The 18,717-nt window shown below is 66.1% G+C and carries 15 protein-coding genes; 14 read left to right on the forward strand and 1 reads right to left on the reverse strand.

The window, feature by feature from the left end:
• Positions 1–66 precede the first annotated feature (66 nt).
• From ACYVF3_RS30875 to ACYVF3_RS30915, 9 genes are all read left to right on the forward strand, one after another.
• A complete protein-coding gene (locus ACYVF3_RS30875; RefSeq protein ID WP_461157812.1) occupies positions 67–1,290 on the forward strand; it encodes an oxygenase MpaB family protein in 1,224 nt (407 codons plus the stop codon).
• A gap of 43 nt (positions 1,291–1,333) precedes the next feature.
• Positions 1,334–2,569, forward strand: a complete 1,236-nt coding sequence (locus ACYVF3_RS30880; protein ID WP_461157813.1) for an oxygenase MpaB family protein — start codon at positions 1,334–1,336, stop codon at positions 2,567–2,569.
• Between the two features lie 15 nt (positions 2,570–2,584).
• Positions 2,585–4,852: a molybdopterin cofactor-binding domain-containing protein gene (locus ACYVF3_RS30885; RefSeq protein WP_461157821.1), complete on the forward strand. Its 2,268-nt coding sequence runs from the start codon at positions 2,585–2,587 to the stop codon at positions 4,850–4,852.
• 10 nt (positions 4,853–4,862) lie between these two features.
• Positions 4,863–5,339 carry a (2Fe-2S)-binding protein gene (locus tag ACYVF3_RS30890; protein WP_461157814.1) on the forward strand — a complete coding sequence of 159 codons (477 nt, stop codon included), beginning with the start codon at positions 4,863–4,865 and terminating at the stop codon, positions 5,337–5,339.
• 185 nt (positions 5,340–5,524) lie between these two features.
• On the forward strand, positions 5,525–6,679 hold the full coding sequence (locus tag ACYVF3_RS30895; protein WP_461157815.1) for a beta-ketoacyl synthase N-terminal-like domain-containing protein: 1,155 nt from the start codon (positions 5,525–5,527) through the stop codon (positions 6,677–6,679).
• A 159-nt stretch (positions 6,680–6,838) separates the two neighbouring features.
• The gene (locus ACYVF3_RS30900; RefSeq protein ID WP_461157816.1) at positions 6,839–8,497 is read left to right on the forward strand and encodes an FAD-dependent monooxygenase; all 1,659 of its coding nucleotides are present in this window, start codon (positions 6,839–6,841) and stop codon (positions 8,495–8,497) included.
• Between the two features lie 13 nt (positions 8,498–8,510).
• Positions 8,511–8,831 (forward strand): hypothetical protein, encoded by a 321-nt coding sequence (locus ACYVF3_RS30905; RefSeq protein WP_461157817.1) that lies wholly within the window; start codon positions 8,511–8,513, stop codon positions 8,829–8,831.
• Between the two features lie 52 nt (positions 8,832–8,883).
• Positions 8,884–9,960: an Rv2578c family radical SAM protein gene (locus tag ACYVF3_RS30910; protein WP_363795043.1), complete on the forward strand. Its 1,077-nt coding sequence runs from the start codon at positions 8,884–8,886 to the stop codon at positions 9,958–9,960.
• Between the two features lie 187 nt (positions 9,961–10,147).
• The gene (locus ACYVF3_RS30915; RefSeq protein ID WP_363795045.1) at positions 10,148–10,942 is read left to right on the forward strand and encodes a transposase family protein; all 795 of its coding nucleotides are present in this window, start codon (positions 10,148–10,150) and stop codon (positions 10,940–10,942) included.
• Positions 10,943–11,087: 145 nt separating this feature from the next.
• On the opposite strand, the gene ACYVF3_RS30920 is transcribed toward ACYVF3_RS30915, so the two are convergent.
• Complete coding sequence (locus ACYVF3_RS30920) at positions 11,088–11,921, reverse strand: hypothetical protein (protein ID WP_363795088.1); 834 nt, start codon at positions 11,919–11,921, stop codon at positions 11,088–11,090.
• A 139-nt stretch (positions 11,922–12,060) separates the two neighbouring features.
• Between ACYVF3_RS30920 and ACYVF3_RS30925 the strand changes: the two genes are divergently transcribed.
• The 5 genes from ACYVF3_RS30925 to ACYVF3_RS30945 all read left to right on the forward strand — a co-directional run bounded on the left by ACYVF3_RS30925 (position 12,061) and on the right by ACYVF3_RS30945 (position 18,673).
• On the forward strand, positions 12,061–12,852 hold the full coding sequence (locus ACYVF3_RS30925; protein ID WP_461157822.1) for an NAD(P)/FAD-dependent oxidoreductase: 792 nt from the start codon (positions 12,061–12,063) through the stop codon (positions 12,850–12,852).
• 1,107 nt (positions 12,853–13,959) lie between these two features.
• On the forward strand, positions 13,960–15,021 hold the full coding sequence (locus tag ACYVF3_RS30930; protein ID WP_363795047.1) for a hypothetical protein: 1,062 nt from the start codon (positions 13,960–13,962) through the stop codon (positions 15,019–15,021).
• Positions 15,022–16,031: 1,010 nt separating this feature from the next.
• Entirely contained in the window at positions 16,032–16,412 is a 381-nt protein-coding gene (locus tag ACYVF3_RS30935; protein WP_363795049.1) for a hypothetical protein, read from the forward strand.
• Positions 16,409–17,197 carry a hypothetical protein gene (locus ACYVF3_RS30940; RefSeq protein ID WP_363795051.1) on the forward strand — a complete coding sequence of 263 codons (789 nt, stop codon included), beginning with the start codon at positions 16,409–16,411 and terminating at the stop codon, positions 17,195–17,197. Before ACYVF3_RS30935 ends, ACYVF3_RS30940 begins: the two co-directional genes overlap by 4 nt.
• A gap of 255 nt (positions 17,198–17,452) precedes the next feature.
• Positions 17,453–18,673, forward strand: coding sequence for a hypothetical protein (locus ACYVF3_RS30945; RefSeq protein WP_461157818.1), 1,221 nt, complete (start codon positions 17,453–17,455; stop codon positions 18,671–18,673).
• Positions 18,674–18,717: the final 44 nt, after the last annotated feature.

Here is an 18,717-nt window from a genome sequence, read left to right on the forward strand (position 1 = left end):
CAAGGAAGCACAACTCGTATCAGAGTATCAACCAGGTTGCTCGTAGCTCAAGGAGGAGTACGAAGCATGGACGAACTCAGCAGGCGAAAGGCGTTGCTCTCCGGCGGAGCACTGAGCGCGCTGGGCGCTCTGGGCTTCGCGGCACCGGCCCACGCGCGCAGGGTGTGGACTTGGTCGCCGCAGGGTTCGGTGGCCGGCCGCGGCGCGGGCGTCGACCCGCGTTGGTTGTGGGACGAAGAAGCCGACCCCGTGGTGAAGGGCCTCTTCGAGCGCGGCGAGGTGCCCCGCGTCAACGAGCTCCTGCGCAGCTGGACCAAGAACGGCCAGCAGCTGCCCGACGGTCTTCCCCCGGACCTGCGCGACTTCATCGAGCACGCCCGCCGGGTCCCCGCGTGGACGGACTTCGACAAGCTCGGCCAGGCCTACGAATTCAACGAACGACGCGGCCTCTACCTCGGCGTCCTCTACGGCATGGCCAGCGGCATGATGAGCACGGTCATCCCCAAGGAGGCGCGGGCGGTCTACCACTCCTACGGCGGCGCGAACATGAAGGACCGCATCGCCAAGACCGCCAAGCTCGGCTACGACATCGGCACCCGCAACGCCTACGACCCCGATGGCGAGATGGGCGTCACCTGCGTGAAAACTCGTCTGGTGCACGCCGCCGTGCGACACCTGCTGCCGCAGTCGCCGCACTGGAACGAGGCCGCTCCGGAGGACATCCCGATCAGCCAGGCCGACATCATGGTCACCTGGCACAGCCTGGCCACCACCGTCCGGCAGAAGCTCGCCGAGTGGGAAGTGCCCGTGGCGCAGGAGGATTCGGAAGCCTACCTGCACTCCTGGCAGGTGACCGGGCACATGCTCGGCGTCAGCGACGAGTACATCCCGGCCTCCTGGGACGAGGCCAACAGCCAGGCCGCGCAGGTGCTGACCCCGGCGCTGGCCCCCACGCCCGAGGGTGTGGACCTCGCGGACATCCTGCTCAACCTCGGCGCCGAGATCGACAGCGCGCTGCTGAGCAAGCCCGTCCTCGGCGCGTTCACCCGGTACACGCTCGGCGACGAGATCGCCGAATGGCTCTCGATCCCCCGCGAACCGGTCTGGAGCCCGCTGCTGGAAACCCTGTGGCGGCCGTTCATCATCGCCCGCGAAACCGGGCTCCACTTCCCCGGATCGCAGGAGACCTACTACCTGTTCGACGAGTTCCTGCGCAAGGTCGTGCTGATCTACCTGAACGAAGGGAAGCCCATCAGCATCGAGATCCCGACGACCAACCGCCCGTCCTGAGTACGTCACGGACACAACTGAATTCGAAAGGAGCACACCGAAAATGGTGGGAATGAGCAGGCGTCGGGCGCTCATCTCGGGCGGTGCCCTGGGAGCGCTCGGCGCGCTCGTCGCGGCGTCCCCGGCGCAAGCGCGGTCGCTGATCGGGTGGACGTGGTCGCCGAGCGGTTCGGTCGCAGGCAGCGGAGCCGGTGCCGACCCGCACTGGGTGTGGGATGAGCAGGCCGATCGGCTGCTCGCGTCCCTCTTCGAGCGAGGGGAGATCCCGAGGGTCAACGAGCTGCTGTGGAACTGGGAGCGCAACGACCAGCCGCTCCCCGACGGTCTGCCCGCGGATCTGCGCGATTTCATGGAGCAGGCGCGGCGGATGCCGTCGTGGGCCGATCCCGACAAGCTCGAACTCGCCGCCGAGTTCAACAAGAGCCGCGGGATCTACCTGAACCTGTGCAACGGGCCGGGCGGCGGGATCCTGGCCACGGCCATCCCCAAGGAAGCCCAGTCGGTCTACTACTCGGCGGGTGGCGCCGACATGGAGGACCGGGTCGCCAAGACGAGCCTGTTCGGCTTCGCCGTCGGCTCGCTCAACGCCTACCGGCCAGAGGGCACGTGCGTCGTCGAGTGCGTCAAGACCCGGCTGGTGCACGCGGCCGTGCGCCACCTCCTCCCGCAGTCGCCGCACTGGCAGGCCGCGACCGAGGAGAAGGAGATCCCGATCAGCCAGGAGGACATGCTGGTCACCTGGCACACGCTGCCGACCTTCGCGATGCGCAAGATGCGCGAGTGGGAGGTGCCGATCACCGACGACGAATCCGAGGCGTACCTGCACGTGTGGCAGGTCAGCGCGCACGTGCTCGGCATCGCCGACGAGTACATCCCGGCGACCTGGGAGGCGGCCTACGCGCAGTCGGACCAGATCATGGCGCGCAACATGGGGCCGACGCCGGAGGGCGTGAAGCTCACCGACGTCCTGCTCGGGCAGCTGGCCGAGCAGACCAGCCCGGCCAGCATCAGCCGTCCGCTGTGCAACGCGCTCGCGCGCTACTTGGTCGGGCAGGAGGTGGCCGAGTGGGACGGGATCCAGCGAGAACCCGTGTGGGACGAGCTGATTCCCGAGGTGTGGCCGCTGCTGGTGAAGTTCCGCGAGGGGCTGATCCCGCTGCCCGCGGTGCCCGAAGCCGCGTGGGCCATCGACGAAGCGGTGCGGCAGTACATCCTGTTCTACCTCACCAAGGGTCAGCAGACGAAGATCGAGATCCCCGTCCACAACCGCCCGGAGTGAGAAGTGCCAGACGCCATGGGCAGGCGGCGGTTCCTCGGGTACGTGCTGGCGGCACCCACGTTGGTGACCGCTGCCGAGTTCGGCCGGGCGACCCCGGCAAGCGCCCGGCCGAACTCCCTCCCCTCACCCGAGATCACCGAAATCGTCGACCTCAACGACCTGATGACCGTCGCCGCGCTGCCGACCTCGAACCTGATCTCCGTGCAGGTCGGCACCGACGGGACCGCTTCGCTCGCGCTGCCGAGGGCCGAGGTGGGGCAGGGGATCACCACCTTGACCGCCATGCTCATCGCCGAGGAGATGGGCTTGCCGCTGGACCGGGTGCGGGTCACCCTCGCCGACGCCCGGCCCGAGCTGCTGTTCAACCAGCTCACCGGCGGATCCAACACCACGATCGCCACCTACGGCCCGATCCGGGTGGCAGCGGCCCTCGCCCGGCAGCGACTGCTCGCGGCGGCGTCGGCCGAGTTCGGCACGCCCATCGCCGACCTGGTCCTGGACGGCGGGAGGGTGTCGGCTCGCGGGCGTGGTTCCCTCGACATCGGTGCGCTCGCGACGAAGGCCGCGAGCGCGCGGACGGAACCCGCTGCGGTGCCACTGCGTTCGCGCGAGTCGTTCACCGTGGTCGGTGAGCCGCACAACCGCGTCGACGCCCTGGCGGCGGTGACCGGGCGCAAGACCTTCGCGCTCGACCTCGATGTCCCGGGCGCACTGCCGACCATGGTGTGCCGGCCGCCGACGATCAACGGCGGGGTCGGCTCGGTGGCCAACCTCGCCGAGGTGCGGGCGATGCCGGGCGTCACCGGCGTCGCGACCATCTCGACCGGTGTTGCGGTCCGCGCGCGCACGTTCGGCCAGTGCATCGACGCGATTCACGCGCTGCGGGTGTCGTGGAAACCCGGTACGGCCGAGGGGAAATCCGATGCGACCGTGCTCGACGAGCTGCGGGCCGCGGAACTCCCGCTCGGTCCGGAGCCGCCGCTGCCGACCGTGGAGGCCGCGTTCACCTTCCACTTCCGCAGCAACAGCGCCTTGGAACCCAACTGCGCGGTTGCCGACGTCAGCGCGGACGGGGCCGAGATCTGGTCCGCGCTGAAATCGCCGATCGTGGCCAAGCAGACCATCGCAGCCCGGCTCGGCCTCCCGCCGAGCGCGGTGTCCGTCCACGTCACCGAGGGCGGCGGTTCCTTCGGCCGCAAGCTCTTCTTCGACGCCGCGCTCGAAGCGGCGGAGGCGTCGAAGGCGTTCGGCGCACCGGTCAAGCTCATGTGGCACCGCGCCGACGACTCCCGTCAGGGCCGCACCCACCCGATGGCGACCTCCCGCGTGCGCGCCACGTACGCGAACGGTGCGGTGCTCGGCTACGACCAGCGGCACACCAGCGTGTCCACCGACCTCGGCCACGGGCTCGGCGAGATCATCACCGCCTTCGCCGCGCAGTTGCCGGTGGGCGACATCGGGTTCGCCGAGACGTTCTTCCAGCTGTCGCAGACCATGTCCTACGACTTCGGCGCGAGCACCCGGTTGCTGTCGGAGACCGACGACGGCTTCAACACCGGGAGCATGCGCAACGTCTACTCGCCCGACGTCACCTGCGCGCGGGAGCTCGTTGTCGACCAGCTCGCCGACCGGATGGGCGCGGACCCCTGCGAGTTCCGCCGCGCGTTCCTGCGCGACGACCGCTCGCGGGCGGCGCTGGAGAAGGTCGCCGAGATCGGCCGGTGGGGCAGGTCCTTGCCGGACGGGGTCGCGCAGGGCATCGCGTTCCACGCCGAGTACAAGTCGGTCAGCGCGTGCCTCGTCGAACTCGACTGCCGGCCGGAGACCGTCGACCGCCCGATCCGGGACGGCGTCGCGGGTCCGCGCGTGACGAAGGCCGTGTTCGCGGTGGACGTCGGCCTCGCGGTCAACCCGCGCGGCCTGGAAGCGCAGATGATGGGCGGCATCTCGGACGGCATCGCCCTGGCGCTGACCTCCAGCCTGCACCTGCGCGACGGGCACTTCCTGGAAGCCAGTTGGGACAACTACTTCTACACGCGGCAGTGGAACACCCCGCCGGAGATGGAGATCGTCGTGCTGCCGGACACCGGTGACGAGCCCGGTGGCGCGGGCGAGCTCGGGGTCGCGGCGTCGATGGCGGCCGTCGCGTGCGCCTACGGCAGGGCCACCGGCAGCATGCCGACGAGCTTCCCGATCAACCACGGCACGCTGTCCTTCGACCCGAAGCCGACCGTGCCACCCATCCCGCAATCGCCGACCGACGGCAGAGATCACGCCTGGTGAGGAGCACGTCGTGCCCGAGCACACCTTCCGCGTCAACGGTGCGCAGGTGACCGTCGACGTCGCCGACGACGTTCGCCTGCTGTGGGTCCTGCGGGACGTCCTGGGCATCACCGGACCGAAGTACGGATGCGGCATCAACGTCTGCAAGGCGTGCACCAGCCACCTCAACGGTGACGCCGTCAGCCCCTGCGCGATCCCGGTGGGGGAGCTGGGCCCCGACGACGAGGTCACCACGATCGAAGGTCTTCCGGCCACGGTCGGCGAGGAGCTGCACCCGGTGCAGCGGGAGTGGCTGGAGCACGACGTCGCGCAGTGCGGCTACTGCCAGCCGGGCCAGATCATGGCCGCGGTGGCGCTGCTGCGCCGGGTCGCCGGCGAGGGCCGCACGATCACCGACACCGATCTCGACGGGATCCGCAACATCTGCCGCTGCGGCAGCTACGCGCGGATCCGGGAGGCGATCAGAGCTTCGGCCGTGCACTTCTGATCCCCGCACGCACCGAAATCGTTCCGCGACAGTCGGTCACGCGCGCCGCCGCACGGGTGAGGGCGCTTGTGATTCGGCTCCCCATCACGCCTTTCACGCGTAGCGCACCGCCTGATCACCGCGATCTGACGGGTGTCAGGATCCGTGCCCTGAACAGGGCTGATGGCGCGTTCGAGGTGATCGAGATGGAGTCCCACATAGGAATCCGGGGTCTGGGAGTCGTGACCGGCTACGGCTGGGGAGTGGAACCGTTCTGGGACGGGCTGCTCAACGGCAAGCACGCGGCCTCGCTGGTCGACGGCTACGGAGCGGACGCGGACCAGCACGCGTGGGTGGCCCAGGTCCCGCCCGGCGGTGAGGAGTCCGACGGGCCGAGCAGGTTCGGCCGGGCGATGCGCGGTGCGGCCCGCGAGGCGGTGACCGACGCCCGGGCGCGCGGGTGGCGCGAAGGACGCCGGGTCGGTCTGCTGCACGCGGTCGTGCTCGGCGAAGTGGATCTGTGGCGGGACTTCCACGAACGCGGCGGCGACGTCTCCAAGCGCGAGTACCTGCGGTTGATGCCGTCGACGCCGATGTCGTTGCTGATGCAGGAGTTCGGGTTCCACGGTCCGGCGATGAACGTCTCGGCGATGTGCTCCTCGGGCAACGCGGGCCTGCTCACCGCGAAGGCGTGGCTGGACGCGGGAATCGTCGACGACGTCGTGTTCGTGGCCACCGACGTGTCGGCGAACCCGGAGAACGTGCTGCACTTCGAGCGGCTCGGAGTCGCGTTCAGCGACGCCGAACCGACCGATGTGTGCAGGCCGTTCCAGGAAGGCAGCCGGGGCTTCTCGATGGGTGAGGCGTCGGTCGCGATGGTCCTGTCCCGCCAGAGCGGCGGCGACGCCTACGTTCAGCTGCTCGGCGGTGCCATGTCGCACGACGCGCACCACGTCACCTCGATCGACCCGAGCCTGACCGACATCACCCGCTGCTTCGAGGAAGCGGTCGAGAACGCCGGCGTCGAGGCCTCGCAGCTGCGCTACCTCAACGCGCACGGGCCGGGCACCCAGCAGTGCGACCGCGCGGAGTCCTCGGTGTTCGACGCCCTGTTCCCGGCCGATGCGGAGCTGTTCTCGGTCAAGCCGCTCGTCGGCCACTGCCAGGGCGCGGCGTCCGCGGTGGAGCTCGCCGCCTCCGCCCTCGCCTACGACCGAGGCGTCCTACCGGCCGCACCTGCGGTCGCACCAGGACACCCGCGCCTGCTCGACGGCGCCACCCCGATGAGCGGCGGCATCACGGTCAAGTCCTCCCTCGGCATGGGAGGCCACAACTCGGTGGTCCTGCTCAGCGCCGCCTGAGCGGGCGGGACGCGAACGAGAACCGCGGTTCTCGGCCATCCCGGCGGTCGCGTCGCGGGGTGAGGAGCCCGTTCGTTTGCCGCCGGGCGCGGTCGGACGCACGCTGGGAGAAGCCGCTCCCGGTGGCATTCCGGACGGGCGGTGTCCTAGGGGGTCGGGATGTCCGTGGTCGAGGTCGATGTGCTGGTGGTGGGCGCCGGGCCGGTCGGGCTGACCGCGGCCGTGGAGCTGCGCCGCCGAGGTGTGGTCTGCCGGGTGATCGATGAGTTGCCCGAGCGGAGGCCGTTCGCGAAGGCGGTCGGGATCCAGCCGCGCACGTGGGAGGTGTGGGAGTCGATGGGCATGGACCGCGCGGCCCTCGACGTCGCCGTCCCGCTGCGTGGCCAGCTGGTGTACGTCAACGGCGAACAGGTGGCGAGAACGGAGCTGTCGGTCCCGCCGAACGTGCCCTTCGGGTTCGCCGCGCTGCCCCAGTTCGAAACGGAGCGGTTGCTCGCCGAACTGCTCGCGAGCTGGGGCACATCGGTCGAACGGCGCGCTGAGCTCACCGGGTTCACCCAGAACTCCGACGAGGTGCGGGCTCGGGTGCGGACCTCCACTGGGGAGGAGGAGATCCGCAGCCGGTTCCTGATCGGGTGCGATGGCGCGCACAGCACCGTCCGGCGCGGGCTCGGGCTCAGCTTCGAAGGTGCGGCGTTCCCCGAGCAGTACATGCTCGGGGACGTCGAGGTCGACTGGTCGATGCCCGCTGGGTACGTGATCCGGTCGACGCGCGAGGACGAGGGCGAGACGACCGACGTCCTGGTCTGCGTGCCGCTTCCCGGCCGGAACCGCTACCGGATGTCGATGCTCGTGCCGCCGGAGCTGGCGATGCCGGCGACCGGCGGGAACGACGTGACCCACGGGTTGGAAGCCGACCGCGCGCCGGAGCTGCACCACCTCCAAGCCGTGCTCGACCGCCTCGCGCCGCAACGCACGACGGCTTCGGAGCTGCGCTGGTCGTCGGTGTTCCGCATCAGCCACCGGATCGTGAACCACTACTGCGACGGACGGGTTTTCGTGGCCGGGGACGCGGCCCACATCCACCCGCCCACCGGGGCGCAGGGCATGAACACCGGGATCCAGGATGCCCACAACCTCGCGTGGAAGGTGGCCCTGGCCGTCGACGGGGTCGCGGCCGACGGGCTGCTCGACAGCTACGACGCCGAGCGCTTGCCGGTGGGTGAAGAGGTCGTCGGCCGGACCGTGCGGCACGCGCGCACCGGTATCGAGGCGGACCCGGACGATCCGTCGACGGTTCTCCTGCGCGAAGCCCAACTTCTGATCGACTACGGCGACAGCCCGGTCGTGCAGCAGGCGGGCCCACCGCGCGGCGGTCCCGCCCCTGGAACCCGGATGCCGGACTGCGGGGGTTTGGCGCGCGACCTCGTCAACTTCCCGATCCGGCTGTTCGAACTCCTCCGGGGCATCGACCACTCGCTGCTGCTCTACGCCGACGATGCCGACCAGCTTGCCGCCTTCCCGGGAGTCGCGGAGGTGGCTCGGGCGCGGTCTGGTGGGGGTGGGGAAGTTTTCATGAGAACTTCCCCACCACCCCCACCGAACGGGCGGATGGACGTCCACGTGATCGCCGCCCCCGGCGTGCAGGCCGGTGAGCAACCGCTACCGGTCGTCCGCGACGCCCGCGACGAGTTCCGAACCACCTGCGCAGCGCGTGGCGGCGAGTTCTTCCTGGTGAGGCCGGACGGTCACCTCGGCTTCCGAGGCCGGTCCGCGTACGACCTCGACGCCCACCTCCGGTCCCTGTTCGCCGCGTAGCCGTCGTCCGCAGATGTCCGCGGGGTCGCTCGATGGGTGGACGCGGGTCGACAGCGGATCGAAACTGTGTTCGAATGTGGATATGCGTTGGGAAGAGCAGCGGGTTGACGGGCGGTTCGAGCTGCCGCTCGGGTTGCCGGAGCCTGAGCGGGGGAGCGGCCGCGCCGGGTTGAAGTTGCCCGAGCCGAAGCCGATCGAAGCCGGGACCGAGGACGCCTTCGCGATCGAGATCCAGGCGAAGTCGATCATCAATCGCGTTCCGGGCGAGTCGCAGGTGCCGTTCCGCTGGACGGTGAACCCCTACCGCGGCTGCACCCACGCCTGTCAATACTGACGCCAGCTACCGAGGAATGAGGGCTTGAGTCATGCGGTGGGAACGTCAGCGGGTGACGCCTCCGGAGGAAGCTGCGGGCTCGCCGGAACTGCCTTTGGACTTGCCCGAACGCGCTGCCTCCGGATCGCCGGAGCAGCGTCCGCGCGCGGGGCTGCGTCTGCCGGATCCGGTGCCGATTGAGGCGGGCACGGATGGAGCTTACGCGATCGAGATCCGCGCGAAGTCGATCATCAATCGTGTGCCTGGGGTGTCTCGGATGCCGTTCGGTTGGACGGTCAATCCGTACAGGGGTTGCACCCATTCCTGCATTTATTGCTATGCGCGCGCCTCGCACACGTACTTGGATCTGGATTCGGGGAGTGATTTCGACAGCAAGATCGTGGTCAAGGTGAACGCGCCTGCGTTGTTGCGCAAGGAGTTGGTGAGTCCGCGGTGGGCGGGTGAGCCGATCGCGATGGGCACCAATACCGATCCGTACCAGCGGGCTGAGGGGCGCTACCGGCTGATGCCGGAGATCATCACCGCGTTGCGGGATCGGGCGAATCCGTTCTCGATCCTGACCAAGGGCACCTTGATCCTGCGTGACCTGGACCTGATCGCTCAGGCCGCGCGGCGGGCGCGGGTGTCGATCGCGACGTCGATCGGGTCGGTCGACGAGGGGTTGTGGCGGGCGGTGGAGCCGGGAACGCCATCGCCCCTGCGGCGGCTGGACGTGGTGCGCCGCTTCGCGGAGGCGGGTATCGGGTGCTCGGTGCTGATGGCGCCGATCTTGCCGGGGCTCAGCGATTCGCCGGAGGAGATCGACGCGACGGTGGCCGCGATCGCCGATGCGGGTGCGGTGAGCCTGACACCGATCGTGCTGCACCTGCGCTCGGGCGCGCGCGAGTGGTATCACCAGTGGCTGAGTGCGCGGCGTCCGGACCTGCTGCCGCTCTACGAACGCCTGTACCGCAACGGTGCGTATGCGTCGAAGTCCTACCAGCGGCAGGTTGTTGATCTGGTCGAGCAGGCCAAACGGCGTCACGGCGTGGTGCCACCGCAGCGGCCGACGAGCTTCCGGACTCAGCAGCATGACCCGCCGCAGTCCGACGCAGACCGGGACCGAGAACGCCAGCTCGCGTTGTTGTGACGGGTGGGCGCTGCGCGCAGAAGGGAGAGTACTCGCCCAGGTCTGCTGATCCGTCTGCGACAGTGAGCCTTTTCCACTTGGCTCGTTAGGGCCTCGGCGCTGGTGAGGCCGAGTGTGGAGACGGGTGAAGCTCCTGGTAGACGAGTGGATTGACTAGATCAACTCGGCCACTACCAGGAGCTTCAGGGTGCTTTCTTACCCGTCGGGGATGTCGGTGTCCAATCGCGCGTTGAACATGCTGGCCGAAGCGTTGCGGCACGAAAGACGAACACGCCGAACTCGCTGGCGGCGCCTCGACGCGGGCGAGCAGGCGTTGTTGGTGCTGGCCTACCTGCGCAAAGGTGAAACTTACGCGGACCTGGCGATCGGGTTCGGTATCGGCGTGACCACGGTGTTCCGCTATATCCGTGAAGCCCTGGGCGTCCTTTCTGCCCGCGCGAGAAGCTTGGACGAGGCGATCACCGTCGCAGCACGGAAAGCGTTCGTCACCCTCGACGGCACGTTGTTGTGCATCGACCGGGTCGGGATGACCACCGGCCGGGATCGCCCGTATTACTCAGGAAAACACAAGAGACACGGGGTCAACGTGCAGGTCATCGCCGATCCGGCGGGGAGATTGATCTGGGCCTCACCCGCGCTGCCCGGAGCCCGGCATGACATGGGCGCGGCCCGAGACCACGGCATCATCGACGCCCTTGACACCGCAGGGATCCGTGCCGTGGCCGACAGCGCCTATCGCGGCGCAAGCGCGAATGTCGAGCTCCCACAACGCCGCCGAACACGCCAGGACACACTCGATGACCGTCCTCGCCTGTCTGCGAACCAGAAGGCCGTCAACGTCGCGCACGCCCGGCTACGCGGCCCCGGCGAACGCGCGAACGCCCAGCTCAAAACCTGGAAGATCCTCCGCCGTATCCGCGGATGCCCGCACCACGCGACACTGCTCGTCAACGCGGTGCAGACCCTCATCCACGCAGGCTGAACCCAAGTGGAAAAGGCTCAGTCTCAACGTACTGGCCTCTGGAGGTCCGCGACCAGCGGTGTCAGCGGCAAGGCCGCACAGTGCACCTCCCGCAGCGCCGTCGAAGCACGACAGCGGAACGCCGAATCCCCATCGGACGCCGCTGCTAGGTAAGTGGAAAGTGGTTGCTATTTTTCAATGGTTTCGCTTTGGATTCCTCGGCCAGGTTGTTGCGGTAGGGGGCGCTCATTCTATCGACCTTAACGTCTCCGCCTGGATGGAAAATATCGCAAATAATCCCGCTCTCTTCTAAGTGAGGCGTTGACCTGTACATCTTATCTTCCCAGAGGAAGATCTTTCTCCAGATTGGATCGGTATTAATGTCCGCGTAGTCGAGAAACCCGCGAGGGTCCCGACGCCAGATTGCGTTCCGGGTGTCCTGAAACTGGATGAAAACCCCGGTGGATTGCAGCTGGTGACTAAGTGTCCGTGATTCCTTTTCTTGCTCCGCTTCCACTGGGGGAAGTGGCATCGTTGTTTCGGTAGGTTTGAGCGCTGTCGTCAGCTCGGCTTCGATGTAGTTGCGCGCCCATTCGGACGCCGCGTCAAACGGAATAACTTTGACATCATCACCGGTCGGTTCGACTACTGGAATTTTAATCGCACGAGTCCGACGCAGTGCGAGGCTGGCTACAAAGTTAAACACAGGCACGTTATTGTCGTTTACGTAGTGAAGGAACACTTTCGGAAATCCATCCTGGACATGCACATTAAGCCATGCTGCGACCTTTGCTGCTTCCTCCTTGTCGTCCTTTTCGTCTCGATGTTGGATCTGATTGAGCGCAACCTCGTATTGCCCCCTCGCGATCTCGTACTGCCTCCTCATGACTTTGTATTGCCTGGTGGCAATGAACACCGTAAGAAACGTTAGTGCGAGCGCCATAAGGGCCGTTAATGCGGAGACCCACGATGAGAGAGTGCCTGGCTCCAGTTCGGGCATGTTCATGATCATACTGTGGCGACTTGGAAGAACCACGCCTATATGGATATTTCGCTCATCATCGCAAGTGAGCGGTATAAGGACGTTGACGACACCTTCGTCCACCTATTCCGAATACCCGGGGTTCAAGGGCGGGTTTATGGGTCCCGACCTGATGGAGCAGATGCGGTCGCAGGCCGAGCGCTTCGGCGCGGAGCTGCGCACCGAGGACGTCGAGCGCATCGACCTCTCCGGTGAGGTCAAGACGGTCGTCGCCAACGGGGTCGAGCACAAGGCCCGCGCGGTCATCCTCGCGATGGGTGCCGCGGCACGCTACCTCGGCGTCCCGGGTGAGGAGACCCTGCGCGGCCGCGGTGTTTCCGCCTGCGCCACCTGCGACGGGTTCTTCTTCCGCGACCAGGACATCGCCGTCATCGGTGGCGGTGACTCGGCGATGGAGGAGGCCACCTTCTTGACCCGGTTCGCGAAGTCGGTGACCATCATCCACCGCCGCGAGGAGTTCCGCGCCTCCAAGATCATGCTGGAGCGTGCGCGGGCCAACGACAAGATCAAGTGGCTGACCAACAAGTTCGACGACCTCGCCCTCGAGGTGCCGGGCGATCGGTGCGGCGAGCGCGGGTTCGGCCTTGCGGTCGAGCTGGGCGACGGTGGCGACAACTTCGTCGAGGTAGGAAGAAGTAAGGGGCAGTCGGCACAAGATCACCCCGAACCGGTTCGGAGGTCTGGCGGTGGGGGGTGGGCTAAGCCGCCAAAAAATGGAGCCGGTAGAGTGGGCTTCTCAACAGGGACCCCACTGCTGGGCTGGCTGCCCAGATCGGACCAGTGGGAGGTAATAACGGCAAGAACGCAACGACCTTCGTGCAGACATGCCTCGCGTCCGATCGGGGGCTGCTGGAGTGTGTCGTGTTTGCCGTCTTCGTCCTGGGTGTAACCCTGATTTGCGTGGTTGGTTCCGTGTTCGCCTACGCGCTTCGGTTGTCGTTCCTCAGGTACGTGTACGACCGTGGTGGCGCGCATGATCTTGCTGTCGCAGCTGACGCGGTCCACCGTTCCGGCATCAAAGGTCAGCTCGGGGACGACCCGAGTTCACAAGCGGCGGGTTAAATGCAGGCGTCCCTGATCGCGAAGCTCAGCTTTGATGGGTACGGGTGCCTTTAGAGCTGCTCGCTACCAGGATTGTTCGGTTCACTTCCGCTGGGAGCGGGTTCACTTGCGTTCTCGGCGTGGACGCGGTCGACCTCGTCAACGGCCTGGTCGCCGGTCCACCCGGGGTGCAGGATCGAGCCTTGACGAATGTCGATGCGGCTCGGCCGATTCCCTCCAAACTGCCGAGCCGCTCGACCGACGGTGGGGGGCCGGGTCGGTGGGCTGGCCGAACATGGCCCAGTCGACGTGCAACAGCGCCGAGACGATGTCGCGAAGACTCCGTGTGCAGTAGCCGCGTTGCTTGAACCCTCCCCTCACCCGGGAGCTGCACCACGTTCGCGGGTTGCCGGGAGCCAGGTGAGGTCGTGGCCGCCGGCGAAGGCGGCGCCCACCCGGCATGCATATGCGCCTAAGTCCTACCAGCGGCAGGTTGTTGATCTGGTGGAGCAGGCCAGGCGTCGTCACGGGCTGACGCATCCGTATCGACCGGAGAACCGGCTCAACGTCCCGCAGACTGATACCGACCGGCATCAGAAGCACCAGCTCACTCTGCTGTGATCTCGGCAAGGCTTGGAGTAACGGCCGGTGTCGATGCTGTCGTCGGAGGTCCCAGGACGGGCCGTCGTCGCCCTTGCTCGGACGGTGTTGTCCCAGCCGTTGCCGGGCGCCGAAGAACCATCCGAGGCAGTGGTCGGAGCCGACTAGCCGGCCGGAACGGAGCAGTGACGCGACGGTGCAGGTGTCGTAGCCACGTCGGTGCCGACGGTCTGAGTGACGGTGCCGTCCTACGCCAGCTGCGCCCGAATCAGGCCGCTACGGTGCATTGACACATTTGGGGCGCCCGCAGCGATACTCCGTGTGCCTTCTCTTCTAGCCCAGATGCGGAGCTGAGATGCCCGAGTTCAACGCCTCTAGCGTTCCCGACGAACCTGAAAACGACGAGCAGGAGCCGGAACCTGAGGAAATTGCGCCGCGCCAGAAGATTAACGCTGCAAACTTTCTGGGAATCAACCCTGGGTTCAGGGCAATTGACTACGTAGGGATGCCCCAGCCGAAGCTCGACCTCATCACGGGCATGGTGCCCACCGTGGCTTCTCAGATCAACGACATGGTGAAGTCGATGACGTCGGTGCAGCACGTGATCTCGCCCGTTGCTCAGATCCTCGAAGCCCGGGCGAAGCAGCGCCAGCAGCTCATCCGGTATCTCACAAGCACCCACGTCGCAAATGACTGGGCACAGGAATTCTTGGCTCGGCAGGTGGACATGCTTTCTCACCTTGTCGATCCGGAAGCCATTCGGAACTTGGCGCGCAAAAGTGCGCCTCCCAACTGGCAAGACCTGGAGGATCTCTCCGACTACCGGGCGCTGATGGAGATCGCGAAGCTGGGCATACCGGTCGCGTGGATTCCGGAGGCAGCGATCCTTCGGGCCCTGATCGACGCCGACCATGACGACCGCTCTGGGGTGCTGTTCGAGCACCGGCACGGTGTCCTGCAGCAGGCGCAGCAGCTCGTCGATGACATCGACGTTGATTGGCTTGGGGAGGAGACGGCTCTGTTGGCGCGGGCTCTCGAATCCGCAAGAGCGGGACACCATGAAGCAGCGCAGGCGCTCGCAACGAACGTCCTCGATACCTTGCTACGGAAAGCTCACACCGAAGAAAAACCCCGCGGCTACTACGCGAGGGTCAGGGTGGCCATCGAGGAGAGTCACGGTGATCCGATTGATCTTCTGCGTCGTAACGTGCCGTACTGGCCCGTTCCCACTGCGCTCGCCAACATCAAGGACGTGGAAGATCCCAGGGTTTACAACCGGAACCACACCGCGCACCGGGTAAGCCTTCAGCAGTACAGCGGGATCAACTCGGTGATCGCGTTGGCGATCGCCACGTCCGTGCTGTGCGAGATCGACGACCGGCCGGACCTGGAGGAGCCGGACGACGAAGTCGGATAACCCCCCGCTGGTCGCGCGCCAGCTTCGCGCTCATGGGCTGACCTGCTATAACCAGCTTCACTGTCCTTATGTTTTGCCACTTTACTGTCATTTCTGCAGGTCAAAGCGGGGGTAGTGGCGACTGGTGTGATCAGAGTCGGTAGCCTCTGCTGCCAAGATCCTCGATGAGAAGGAAGGAGGGCTTGGCTGTAATGCATTGGCACTGCGGGTGCTGCGTTGAGTGGCACCGCACGATGCGCGTCGCCATTATCGCGGTCGTATCGCTGCTACATGGGCTGGTGCTGGCGGTCAGCGGCGCTTTGCCACTGACCTAACCAGCGTCTCAGAAGGCGGGGCGACGGCTGGTTCACGACGAGTGTGGCAGCACTCGAAGCCGCCGTCGCCCTGCTCGAGGTGTTAGACCTGAGTCCCACGTTATGACTCGCAGTCAACACCTGTAAACGTCTGTAAATCGTACAGCTCGCGTTGCATGTCAAGCGATGCCGGGTTGCGGCGGGGCGACAAGTGCTTGCGCGTGCGCACACGTGGCGAAGCGAAAACCCTAAGCTGTAGAGCGTCCGGGGGTTGGGTGCAGCTCTCCACGCTGGTGGCCTATGTACGGACGCCGTCGAGCAGCAGGACGGCGGCGGACCGCTTCTTCGCCCTGCTGGGTGGTCCATTGCTCGATGTACTCGGTGAACCGGCTGAAGCCTTGGAGCGCTGGAAGTGCACCGCGTCGTCTTCCCACTCGCCGCGGTCGTTCTTACCGCGGGAGTTGAACGCGAGGTTCGCGGTCACAACCGCTGTGCCGGACGCGGCGAAAGTCAGCGCCGCGAGCTCGTGTGGATCGGGCAGCACTACAGTCAACCGGGTCGCACTCGCCGCAGAGTCGGGATATCTGGGGCGGTGACGAGGCCTTCGAGGACTATCGTGCGCTCGGTCTTCCAGCTGGGGGTGCGGATCACTATGAGCCCGCCCACGGAACCGCCCACCCGCGCTAATATTTGGTGCGTGGTCCGAGGCAGGCTGTTGTGAACCCCTGGATCCAAGCCGTGTTGTCACTGGTAGTCGGGCTATTGACGGCGACCGGAGCGCTCTTGGGGGTGCGATTTACGGTCAGGGGCAATGACCGAGCTACAGGCCAACGTGATCTCGCATCCCGTCGCGAGACTGAGCAGCGCGAACTTGCTGCTCGGCGCGAGGAGTGGTGGCGGAGGTTCACCTGGGCGGCAGAACTGACATGGGATGACGCCGAAGGCAAACAAGTAGCTGGGCTTCTGCTGCTAGCGAAGCTGAATGAATCCGAACTCACAGGGGAAGACGAGCGCCTGTTGCTCGACGCCTTCGCGCAGCGTGTACTAGATGCGTTCGAAGACGGCGGCGGCACTGTTGAGGAGCGATCGGCGTCATGATGCAGTCGGAGAACGCAACTGACGTGCAGATCGCTGCGGCTCGGCTTCGGGTGTCGCTTGACACCAAGCGTGGGCGTCACACCCCCGAACGCATTCGGCGACTTGCGGCGCAGACATTCGCAGGGAACGCCCTTAGCCGTGAGGAAAACCCAACCCGCCGTCGACTTTGTCTCGGTGTCGACGTGGTGGACTTCGCAAGGACGGGCGCTTCTCAGCAGAGTCGGCTTCGACACGAGTTCCAACAAGCGCTCGCTGAGGCCGCTCTGCGCGCCGGGCTACGCCCTTCGGAATGGGACTCGGAAGACAGGGGAGATGGGATACTGGCTCTACTGCCGGGGATGCCCGAGCCCTCGGTGATCGAGGACTTTGTCCGCCACCTAGAGGACGTTCTCGACCGGGTCCAAAGTCTTGGCGGTCCGGTCGATCGACTGCGGCTACGGGTCGCCATGCATGGCGACGTCGTGTCTGCGGAGAGTGACGGACTTTTCGGGCCAGCAGTCGCCACGATCATCCGGTTGCTTGATGCTGAGCAGCTCCGGGCCGCGATGAGGGCGGCATCCGCTGTCAATTTGGCTGTAGTCATGTCCGACGATCTCTATAAGACCTTCCGTCGGGGACATACCATGCTCCGACTGCGGCAAATCATGGTGACAGTGAAGGAGTTTGCCGCTCCGGCGTGGATCTATGTGCCTGGAGAGGAGAACGTCCCCCCGCTGAGCCCCTCTGCCAGCAAGGGAGAGAGCGAGTCGGAGGCGGCATCTCCAGAGCCAGGAGCGAATCCTTAGCCTCCGATCGGCAGTCGGCGCGATGCCTCGGTGTGGGCGTCGACGGTGATCTGTCGGGAGAAGACCTGGCTGGGCGTGGTAGGATCTTGGTGGCATCACCGGATGTGAGGCTGGAGCCACTACCTCGGCATATCAGTGGCAATTCCGCCGCAGGGCAGCGCCCACTCGGTACGAAGTGTGTTGTTGTTGGAGACTCGTGGCGCGTCAGCGTCCTTGTGATTTCGCCTAGCCGGGGGGCGGATTGACGAGGACAGCATGACCCCGAAGTTTCTTCAGGACTCTCTTGTCGAGTCTCGCCGAGAGTTCACCGGTGAGGCCCGTTCTGAGGCGGCACCGCCAGTCAAGTCCCTGTTGCAGGCGATGAGCGTTGCGGACCGTCGCCAGCTTGAGGCGCTCGTTCGTGCCGATCTGTCTGCCGCCGTCCGCGGTGACGCTGGCCTTCCCGACTTGCCAAATCATGTTCGTCAGGTGTTGTTGCCGGATTGCCGGTCGGTCGCACAGCAGGAGCTGGAAGCTGGGCTGTTCGTGGCGGCCGGAGCTGCTGCACAGCACCTGTGTTTCCGGGTTCCGGCGGACATCGCTCGCCCGGCTCGTGTGATTCGTGGGGTTGAGCCAGGGTGTGCTCCGGACTTCCTTCCAACTGTGCACCTGGAGCCGTTCGCATTGGGGCCGCTGTTGTTCGAGTTGCTTCCCCGCAGCTTGGATGACGACGAAGTGTCTGGTGTGCCCGGTGTGCGTTACAAGCAGTACCAGCGGAGCGTGGTTCTTTTCCTGGCAGACGATCCGCAGGCGCGGGTTTCCCTAGCCGGCGTTGACAGGCAACACTGGAAGGACGCCTGGACGTTCGCAGCGTGCTCAACCGGCGAGCCACAGTCGTGGTTCCACCGTGATGAGCGGTCCAAGATTACGCGGGACGAGAGGGAATACCTGGATAGCCATGGACGGGTTCTGCACTCGCCGCCCGCTTTGGGTAGTGCGTTGTTTCGGCGAGCTGGACTGTTTCGGGGGTTGTCTGAGCTGCGCGTGCTCGGTGGTCCTACCGAACAGCGAGTCATCTGGTCGAAAGGCGCCTCGTGCAGCGATATTGCGAGCCGTCTGCTACATCCACTGTTCGGACTCCCGGCGACGTATAGGAAGGACATCCTTGGATCGTTGAGCTTCGCTGTGCTCCGCGAGGACGTTGAAGGTGTCCGCGCCACGCGGTTGTTGCTCAGCCGGGACGAGTCGGCGGATGCGCAGCTGAGGGACGAGTTCCGAGAACAGGTGCACGGCTGGCACCAGAACCCGTGGCGCGTCTGGGAACAGCGGCGAATCAAGCAGATCACCCGCCGACAAACCCAGCAGGGACGCTCCCTGGCGGAGGTTCGCGCGTCGTACACGGGCGAAGAGCTGGCATCGGCGGTCAAAGGGATCACGAGCTCTGGGCAGATCGGGCTCGATGCGTGCTCTGAGGCGCAGCGAGGGGCCTGTCAATGAGTTTGTGTATGTCGGGGTTAGTTGAGGTGGGGGTTGAGCCGGTC

The sequence above is a fragment of the Saccharopolyspora tripterygii genome, assembly GCF_054778355.1.

What these genes read in the sequence shown, in the direction of transcription:
- ACYVF3_RS30875 (WP_461157812.1), top strand. Translation starts at nt 67, where the DNA reads ATGGACGAACTCAGCAGGCGAAAGGCGTTGCTCTCCGGCGGAGCACTG.
- ACYVF3_RS30880 (WP_461157813.1), top strand. Translation starts at nt 1,334, where the DNA reads ATGGTGGGAATGAGCAGGCGTCGGGCGCTCATCTCGGGCGGTGCCCTG.
- ACYVF3_RS30885 (WP_461157821.1), top strand. Translation starts at nt 2,585, where the DNA reads ATGGGCAGGCGGCGGTTCCTCGGGTACGTGCTGGCGGCACCCACGTTG.
- ACYVF3_RS30895 (WP_461157815.1), top strand. Translation starts at nt 5,525, where the DNA reads ATGGAGTCCCACATAGGAATCCGGGGTCTGGGAGTCGTGACCGGCTAC.
- ACYVF3_RS30900 (WP_461157816.1), top strand. Translation starts at nt 6,839, where the DNA reads ATGTCCGTGGTCGAGGTCGATGTGCTGGTGGTGGGCGCCGGGCCGGTC.
- ACYVF3_RS30905 (WP_461157817.1), top strand. Translation starts at nt 8,511, where the DNA reads ATGTCCGCGGGGTCGCTCGATGGGTGGACGCGGGTCGACAGCGGATCG.
- ACYVF3_RS30920 (WP_363795088.1), bottom strand. Translation starts at nt 11,921, where the DNA reads ATGCCCGAACTGGAGCCAGGCACTCTCTCATCGTGGGTCTCCGCATTA.
- ACYVF3_RS30925 (WP_461157822.1), top strand. Translation starts at nt 12,061, where the DNA reads ATGGGTCCCGACCTGATGGAGCAGATGCGGTCGCAGGCCGAGCGCTTC.
- ACYVF3_RS30930 (WP_363795047.1), top strand. Translation starts at nt 13,960, where the DNA reads ATGCCCGAGTTCAACGCCTCTAGCGTTCCCGACGAACCTGAAAACGAC.
- ACYVF3_RS30940 (WP_363795051.1), top strand. Translation starts at nt 16,409, where the DNA reads ATGATGCAGTCGGAGAACGCAACTGACGTGCAGATCGCTGCGGCTCGG.
- ACYVF3_RS30945 (WP_461157818.1), top strand. Translation starts at nt 17,453, where the DNA reads ATGACCCCGAAGTTTCTTCAGGACTCTCTTGTCGAGTCTCGCCGAGAG.